Raw genomic sequence first — 7,777 nt, 5'->3', positions numbered from 1 at the left:
GCCCTTGGCCAGGTTGACGAGGGAACCGATCGTGCTGTCGGTCGCGGACTTCGCAACGCCGAGCAGCCGCTGCGCCACCCCCTCGACGGCGGCGGTCCCGGTGCCGGACCCGTTGACCAGTCGCTGGGCGAGCGCGGGGTCGTCCTCGAGCGCGGTGGTGAAGGCTGCGGAGTCGAAGGTGATCCGGCCCTCGCGGGTGAGCTGGAGGCCGGCGCGGGCGGCCGACCCGTCGCCGCCGACCGCCTCGGACACCGCGTCGAGGACCTGCCCGGCCAGGCGGCGCAGCGAGCTGTCCCCCCGGAGGACGGCGGTGCTCCCGGGGCCGTTCTTCGAGTACTCGCTGATCGTGGAGAGCACGTTGTTGGCCGCGGTGACCAGCGACTGGACGGCGGTGGACAGCGCTGCAGGGTCGCTGGCCACGGTGACCGTGGCGGCCTCACCGGCCTTGCTGACCGTGAACGTCGTCCCCGGCATGAGGTCGGTGAAGGTGTTGGTGGTCGATCTGGCCGTGTAGGCGCCGCCGGCCACGCTCAGCTCGGCGTCGGCCCCCGAGGTCACGGGAGAGAACGTGACGTCGCCGGTGGTGGTGAACGTCCCGTCCGCGCCGGAGGAGTTGGCGCTGAGCTGCAGCCGGAATCCGGTACCGGTGTTGACGGCGGTGGCGGTGACGCCGGCCTTGGCGGCGTTGATGGCGGTGACGGCCTGCTCGAGCGTCGCGTCGGCCGCGATCGGGATGGCCGTGGCGGCGGTGTCGCCGTCGGCGTCGGTGACGGTCAGCGAGATGTCGCCGGACGGCGGGACCCAGTCCGACGAGCTGATCACCGTGTGGCTGGCGGCGAGGCTGGTGACAGAGAAACTGACCTGCCCGGTGGTCGCGCCGGCGCTCGCGGTGGCCGAGACCGTGGCCGAGGAGCTGGTGGCCTTGACCGGCGCCCAGGTGGTGGCCTTGGTCAGTGCGTCGGCCGCCGACTGCAGGGTGGAGAAGGTGCTGTTGACCGTCCGGTAGGCCGAGGCGTCGGCCTTCGCGTCGGTCAGCTTCGTCGAGAGCATCCGCTGCGGCTGGGCCTCCAGCTGCATCAGCTGGGAGATGATCGTGGCCGTGTCCAGCCCGGAGGACAGACCGCTGATGCTCATGCCTGCCATGGGATTCTCCGGGAGTCGTGCGCCGCGTCGGCGGGGGAGTGTGGACGAGCAGTGAAGGGGGAGGCCGGGGCCTCCCCCTTCACTGGGTCGTGCTCAGTGGTGCAGCGTCAGATCAGCCCAGCAGTCGCAGGATGCCCTGCGACGCCTGGTTGGCCTGGGCCAGCATGGAGGTGCCGGCCTGGGTCAGGATCTGGGTCCGGGTGAAGTTGGTCATCTCCTGGGCCATGTCGGTGTCGCGGATCCGGCTCTCCGACGCCGTCGTGTTCTCGATGGCGACGTTGAGGTTGTTGATGGTGTGCTCGAACCGGTTCTGCTTGGCACCCAGGTCCGCGCGGATCCCCGACACCGTCTCCAGGGCGTCGTTGATCAGCGTGATGGCCTCGTCGGCACCGCTGGCCTCGGTGAACTTGACGCTGGCGGCGTTCACCTCGTCGGCGGTGGCAGTGGCAGCCGGAGCCTGCCCGGTCAGGGTGAGCTCCGTGACGGTGCCGGCGGCGGTGAGCTGACCGGTGCCGAAGGCCTCGTCCAGCTTGGTCTGCAGCTCGGCGGTCGTGTCGACGTCGGCGCTCAGGGTCGCCAGGTCCAGGCTCTTGCTGCCGACGGTGACGGTGCCGTTCAGGGTCCCCCAGCCGCCACCGGTGGCGTCGGTGAAGTCACCGGCGAACTTCACGTTGCCCGCGGTCCCGGCGACCGCGTTGGTCACGTCGCCGGTGATCGCGTCGCTGGCGACGGTGCTGACGTCGACGCCGGCGACACCGAGCTGCGAGGCGCTCGCTCCGCCGGCGATGCCGACCGTGATGCTCTCGTTGGCGTTGGCGCCGACCTGGAAGGCCTTGTTCGTGAAGGTGCCGTCCAGCAGCTTCGTGCCGTTGAAGTTGGTGGTGTCGGCGATCCGGGTGAGCTCCGACTTCAGCTCGCCCATCTCCTTCTGGATGCTGACCTTCGCCTCGTCGTTCAGGCTGCCGGCGTTGGAAGCCTGGACCGACAGGTCACGCATGCGCTGCAGGATGCTGGTGGTGGTGCCCAGCGCGCCTTCAGCGGTCTGCACGACCGAGATGCCGTCCTGGGTGTTGCGGACGGCCTGCTTCATGCCGCCGATCTGCGAGCGGAGGCCCTCGGAGATGGCCAGGCCCGCGGCGTCGTCGGCGGCGCGGTTGATGCGGAAACCGGAGGAGAGCCGCTCCAGCGACTTGCTCATCTGGTCGTTGGTCACCGACAGGTTGCGGTAGGAGTTGATCGCCGCGGTGTTGGTGTTGACGCTCATGCCCATGGTGTTCCTCCGTGGAATCGGGGCTTTCGGTTGACCCCGCTGCATCCGTGCTGCGGGGTGTTGCAACTCAGGTAACGGCGCGGATTAGGCAGTCCTTGACCCGAACCGGAGAAGTTTTCCCGTGCTCCCTCAAGCGGGTTGGGCAGCGGTGCGCTGCCCGGCCAGCGCCCACTCCCGGCGAGCTCGGGAGTGGGCGCCGGCGCCCGCCGCCGTCGGCTGCGCGGTGCGGGGGACCGGCGCGGGGGAGCGGGGCTCCGGCGTCCGGGACGACACCCGCTCGACGTAGGCGCGCTGCTGGTTCCGGGCCCGGACGCCGCCCGCGGCAGCAACCGGCTCGCCGTCCCAGATCTCGCTCATCGCGGCGTGCAGCAGGGTCAGCGCGCGGGCGCGCATCTGCGACACCCGGGAGAGCGTGACGCCCAGGGAGTCGGCGATGTCGGTCAGTGACTCGTCGCCGAAGAAGTTGCGCTCGACGACCTCGTCGAGGCGGTCGGGCAGCGCGCGGATCGCCTCGTGCAGGTGCCGGGTCCGCTCGGCCCGCAGCAGGGCCCGCTCCGGAGAGTCGCTGGTGTCGGGCAGATCAAGGGAGGTGCTGTCACCGCCGGTCTCGGCGTCGATGCTGATCATCACAGCGCGGTGCACGTCGACGCGCAGCGAATCCAGCTCGGCTCGGCCGACGCCCAGGCTGGCTGCGAGCTCCTCCCGCGTCGGCGGGCGCCCCAGGCTCATGGTGAGCGCATCGGCGGCGGCATCGGTGCGCCGGGCCGCGGCCCGGACCGACCGGCTGGCCCAGTCGCCGGAGCGCAGCTCGTCGAGCACCGCGCCCTGCAGCCGGGGCAGGGCGTAGGTGGCGAAGGTGGCCCCGGCCGTCGGGTCGAACCGGCGGGCCACCTCGACCAGCGCCACGCGGGCGCAGGCCTGCAGGTCTTCGCGGCTGACGTGGCTGGGCAGGGAAATGCGCGAAGCAACCGCGTTCACCGCGAAGTGCGTCAGCGGGAGATGGGTGGTCACCAGTGCGTCGACGTCGGGTTGTCGGCGTTCGCTCACGGCTGCGGTCACGCCGTCCTTCTCGGCGGGATCGCAGCCCTCCGGCACCGGCCTTGGCACTTTTCCCAGGTGCTTGAGCGATCTCGGCTTGATCGGATTCGGTGAGATGCCGATGGACGTTCGACAGCCTCCGCAGAGCGAGCGGGGCGCGGCTGGCACGACTGGCCATCACGACGATGAGGAAGGCGGCCGGCATGGACCACCAGCACCTGTCGACGTTGCTGTGGCGGGAGCACGAGCTCCTTGACCTGCTGCTGTTCAAGGCCGAGGAGAAGCAGTATCTGATCCTCACCGGCAAGAGCCGGTGGCTGCCGCGGATCGCGCACGAGATCGAGGTCGTCCTGGAGCAGCTGCGCACCCTCGAGGTGGAGCGTGCCGCCGCGACCGAGCAGATCGCCGGGCGGCTGGGCCTGGAGGCCAACCCCTCCCTGCGTCAGCTGGCCGACTCCTCGCCCGCGCCCTGGAACGACCTCTACACCAAGCACCACGAGGCGCTGCTGACGCTCGTCACCGAGCTGCGCAGCCTCTCCGACGCGAACAAGGAGCTGATCGAGAGTGGGTTGTCGGTGATCGGCGACGCGCTGCTGTCCTCCCGCACCGGGACGCAGTCCGGGACTTACACGAACAACGGCCGCACGGCGGGGAATGCCTACCGCTCGGTGACCCTGGACGGTGCGATGTGAGTACGTTTTCCGGCCTCAACACCGCGACGACGGCGCTGTGGGCGCAGCAGCGCGGCCTCGACGTCACCGGCCAGAACATCGCCAACGTCAACACCGATGGCTACTCGCGCCAGCGGGCGGAGCTGCAGTCGGTCGGCGGGAACCCGGTCACAGCGATCTGGTCGGTCAGCAAGGACGTCGCTGGGGGAGTCAATGCCGACACGGTGATCCGCATCCGGGACGCCTTCCTGGAGGCGCGTGCCCAGGCCGAGAGCGGCAAGACCGCCGCGATGACCGTGCACGACACCACCCTGGCGCAGATCGAGCAGGCCTTCCGCGAGCCGGGGGACACCGGCATCCAGGCCAAGCTCACCGACGTGTTCAAGGCCTGGGGCGACGTGGCGAACAACCCGACCGAGGACGGCGCCCGCACCGCGGTGCTGCAGAAGACGGCCACCCTCGTCGCGGAGTTCCACACCACCGACGCGGCGTTGGACAAGGCCTGGTCGCAGACCCGGGACGCACTGGGTGTGCTGGCCGAAGGCGTGAACACCACCATCGGCCAGGTCGCCGACCTCAACACCGCGATCAAGAAGGCGACCCAGTCCGGCCAGCCGAGCAACGAGCTGGCGGACAAGCGCGATGCCCTGGTCCTGGAGCTCTCCCAGTCGATCGGCGCCACCTCCACCGCCGGTGACTTCGGCGTGGTGGACGTCTCGGTCGGCGGGGCTGCTCTGGTGTCCGGGGGCTCGGCCCTCCGGCTGACGGTGCAGGAGACCGATGGAGCGCCGGGCACCAACCCCACCGACCAGCGCCTGGTCACCGACCCGGGGGGGACGGCGGTCGACGTCGGTGGCACCGCCGGAGGCCAGCTCACCGCCCTGCGCGACACGATCCCCGGCTACCGGGACAAGCTCGACGGCATAGCCCAGGCGCTCGCGACCGAGTTCAACACTGCTCACGCCGGGGGTGTCGACAAGAACGGCAATCCGGGTGTCGCACTGTTCGACGACGGCGCAGGGAATCCGACCGGCATCACGGCGAAGACTCTCGCCCTGGCAATCGGGGACATTGCCCTCCTGGCCGCCGCGGACGCTGGCACCGAGGGCACTCAGACCACGGACAACCGCAATGCCCTGGCGATCGCCAAGCTGCAGAGCGCGGCGAACGGCACGGCGGTGGCCTACCGGCAGCTGATCGTGAAGCTCGGCGTCGAGGCATCGGTGGCGACCGGGAACCTGCAGACCCAGACGGTGGTCGCCAGCCAGGTGGACGCTTCCCGGGAGTCGGTCTCCGGGGTGAACCTCGACGAGGAGATGACGAACATGCTCCGGTTCCAGCACGCCTACTCGGCGGCGGCCCGCATGATCACCGCGATCGACGAGACGCTCGACATACTGATCAACCGCACCGGCCGCGTGGGGCTGTGACCTGATGAGGATCACGCACAAGGCCCTGGTCCAGACCAGCCTCCAGGGGCTGAGTCGGAACATGGACGCCATCGCGAAGCTGCAGCAGCAGCTGACCTCCGGCACCAGGATCAGCAAGCCGTCGGACGACCCGACCGGCACCAACGCCGCGATCATCGCCCGCCAGGAGCTGGCCACCGCGACCCAGCACGCACGCAACATCAGCGATGGCATGGGGTTCCTGGACGCCACCGACTCGGCGCTGCAGAACATGATCGTGCAGGTGCAGCGAGTCCGGGACCTCACCGTCCAGGGTCTCAACGACGGTGCAGGCTCGGAAAGCAGTCGGACGGCCGTCGCCACCGAGGTCGCCGGCCTCCAGGAGAGTTTGGTAGGGCTGGCCAACACGAAGATGCAGAACCGGCCGATCTTCGGCGGTATCACCGCAGGAGATGCGGCGTATGCGTTCTCCATGCCGGACGCCGACGGCGTCCGGCAGGTGACCTTCCAGGGGCACGGTGCCGCCGATACGCCGGTCCCCGTCGTACAGATCAGCCGGCAGGTGTCCGAAGCCGATGTCATCCGCATCGACATCAGTGGTCCTGAAGCGTTCGGCCAGCCCGGTAGCGACCTCTTCGCGATCGTCGGCAGCATCGCCCAGCACGTCCGGGCGGCGGACCCGGCAGAGCGGGCGCTGCTGCAGAAGGATCTGGCGGATCTGGATGCAGTCATCAGCGGGATGCTCAAGGCCACCGCGGACGTCGGTACCCGCACCTCGCGGCTGGAGACGGCAAAGCAGGTGAACGCCGACCTGCAGCTGTCGCTGACCAGCCGTTCGGCGGACATCGAGGACGTCGACCTGCCCAAGACCATCATGAACCTTCGGATGCAGCAGACTGGCTATGAAGCGGCGTTGTCCGCGACGGCGAAGGCGATCCAACCGAGCCTGGTCAACTTCCTGCGCTGAACAGGGGGCGGGTCGGGCGTCGATCCGGCGTCCGACCTGCCGAGAAGGGAAGTAGAGGGCGCCGCGCAGCGGCGCCCTGTCCCGCACTCGCGGGGCGAGCCACGGATGGCCACACACCCATGGAGGGGTACAGACATGCTCACTCTCACCCGCAGCGTCGGCGAGAGCATCCGGATCGGCGAGGACATCGAGGTCTACGTCGTCGAGGTCCGCGGCGGCACCGTGCGACTGGGCTTCAAGGCCCCCCGCGAGGTGACGATCCACCGCGAAGAGGTCTACAAGCAGATCGCCGAGGCGCAGAGCCTCGCTGCCGAGGTGGCCGCAGACGCACTGGGCGCCTTGTCGGCATTTGCACCAGGACCGGATCGGTCGACTAGCAAGTAATGCCATGAGGTTGCCCGGTACGGCCCAATAACAGCTCACCTCAGCCGTCACAGTAGTCACAGGACGGCGAGTCTCGCCGTCCGCGGCTCCGATCGTGCGCAAGTCTTCCCCCACAGCACCACGGTTACAGGGGGAGACGAACATGGAACTCAGCGCACTCGCATCGGGCCCGGCAGTCGACATCGAGCTGTCCGTCGACCTGCGCGTCGGGCCGTCCGGCTCCGACGACCTGCGTCTGTGTGGTGCCGTCGACGGCTCCTCCGGCGAGCCGGCCACCGCCGGAGCGGACTGGTCGGAGACGGTCGTGGTGCACGTCCAGCTGCGTCCCCGCCGGTCGGCCACCCGCCGGTGCCTCGCCGCCCTCGCGGAGCTGGCCGCCCGGCACGACTCGGTGGCCTTCGCCCTGACCGGGCTCAGCGGCGACGACCGCGCCGTCCGGGTCACCGTCGGCGTCGAGCTCGGCCCGCGTGAGCTGATCGCGAAGTTCTCCGACCAGGCGCAGGCCGCCTACGCCTTCGTCGACGGGCTCTTCACCGACCTCTACGACTTCATGCCGGTGTACGTCGCCGAGCCGAACGAGGTCGAGCGTGCAGCAGCCGCCGGTGTGCTCGAGGCCGTCGAGACCCCCCGGCCGCGGGCGCCGCGGGTCCCGACCCCGCGCATCCCCTCGCCGCGCCGTCCCTCCGCGGACAGCGTCCACGCCCCCGTTCGCCGCGGGGTCCCCGCCCTCGTCTGAGGCCGGCGGTGGTCGGCCCACGAGGGCCGTGTCCCACTTGGAGAGCTGGGTGGCCAGGAAGGCCCCGAAGGGGACGGACTTGGTCTCGTCGTACTGGCTGACCGCCTTCAACACCCACTCGGCGACCTGCTGGTCGACGTCGTCGTTGTCGGGCAGGTG

General features: G+C 69.9%; 8 protein-coding genes. 5 read left to right on the top strand and 3 right to left on the bottom strand.

Translation table 11 applies throughout. From position 1 onward, the window contains the following. The 3 genes from fliD to G5C62_RS23910 all read right to left on the bottom strand — a co-directional run. The coding region (gene fliD / locus G5C62_RS23920) for a flagellar filament capping protein FliD (protein WP_164702972.1) at positions 1-1,134 on the bottom strand (1,134 nt) is incomplete at its 3' end. 121 nt (positions 1,135-1,255) lie between these two features. Further along, positions 1,256-2,407, bottom strand: coding sequence for a flagellin (locus G5C62_RS23915; RefSeq protein WP_241176100.1), 1,152 nt, complete (start codon positions 2,405-2,407; stop codon positions 1,256-1,258). Between the two features lie 135 nt (positions 2,408-2,542). Continuing rightward, positions 2,543-3,472, bottom strand: a complete 930-nt coding sequence (locus G5C62_RS23910; RefSeq protein ID WP_241176099.1) for a sigma-70 family RNA polymerase sigma factor — start codon at positions 3,470-3,472, stop codon at positions 2,543-2,545. Positions 3,473-3,654: 182 nt separating this feature from the next. Between G5C62_RS23910 and G5C62_RS23905 the strand changes: the two genes are divergently transcribed. The 5 genes from G5C62_RS23905 (at position 3,655) to G5C62_RS27655 (ending at position 7,618) form a co-directional block, all read left to right on the top strand. After that, entirely contained in the window at positions 3,655-4,143 is a 489-nt protein-coding gene (locus tag G5C62_RS23905) for a flagellar protein FlgN (protein ID WP_164702973.1), read from the top strand. Beyond that, positions 4,140-5,552, top strand: a complete 1,413-nt coding sequence (flgK, locus tag G5C62_RS23900) for a flagellar hook-associated protein FlgK (protein WP_164702970.1) — start codon at positions 4,140-4,142, stop codon at positions 5,550-5,552. The genes G5C62_RS23905 and flgK overlap by 4 nt, the downstream gene beginning before the upstream one ends. A 4-nt stretch (positions 5,553-5,556) precedes the next feature. Next, positions 5,557-6,498 carry a flagellar hook-associated protein FlgL gene (flgL, locus tag G5C62_RS23895; RefSeq protein WP_164702969.1) on the top strand — a complete coding sequence of 314 codons (942 nt, stop codon included), beginning with the start codon at positions 5,557-5,559 and terminating at the stop codon, positions 6,496-6,498. A gap of 135 nt (positions 6,499-6,633) precedes the next feature. Continuing rightward, positions 6,634-6,882, top strand: a complete 249-nt coding sequence (csrA, locus tag G5C62_RS28790) for a carbon storage regulator CsrA (RefSeq protein ID WP_164702968.1) — start codon at positions 6,634-6,636, stop codon at positions 6,880-6,882. Between the two features lie 142 nt (positions 6,883-7,024). After that, positions 7,025-7,618 (top strand): hypothetical protein, encoded by a 594-nt coding sequence (locus G5C62_RS27655; RefSeq protein ID WP_206330830.1) that lies wholly within the window; start codon positions 7,025-7,027, stop codon positions 7,616-7,618. Positions 7,619-7,777: the final 159 nt, after the last annotated feature.

Source organism: Modestobacter sp. KNN46-3, from assembly GCF_011039295.1.
Note: the sequence above shows the minus strand (reverse complement) of the source record. Positions and strands in the feature narration are given on the sequence as shown.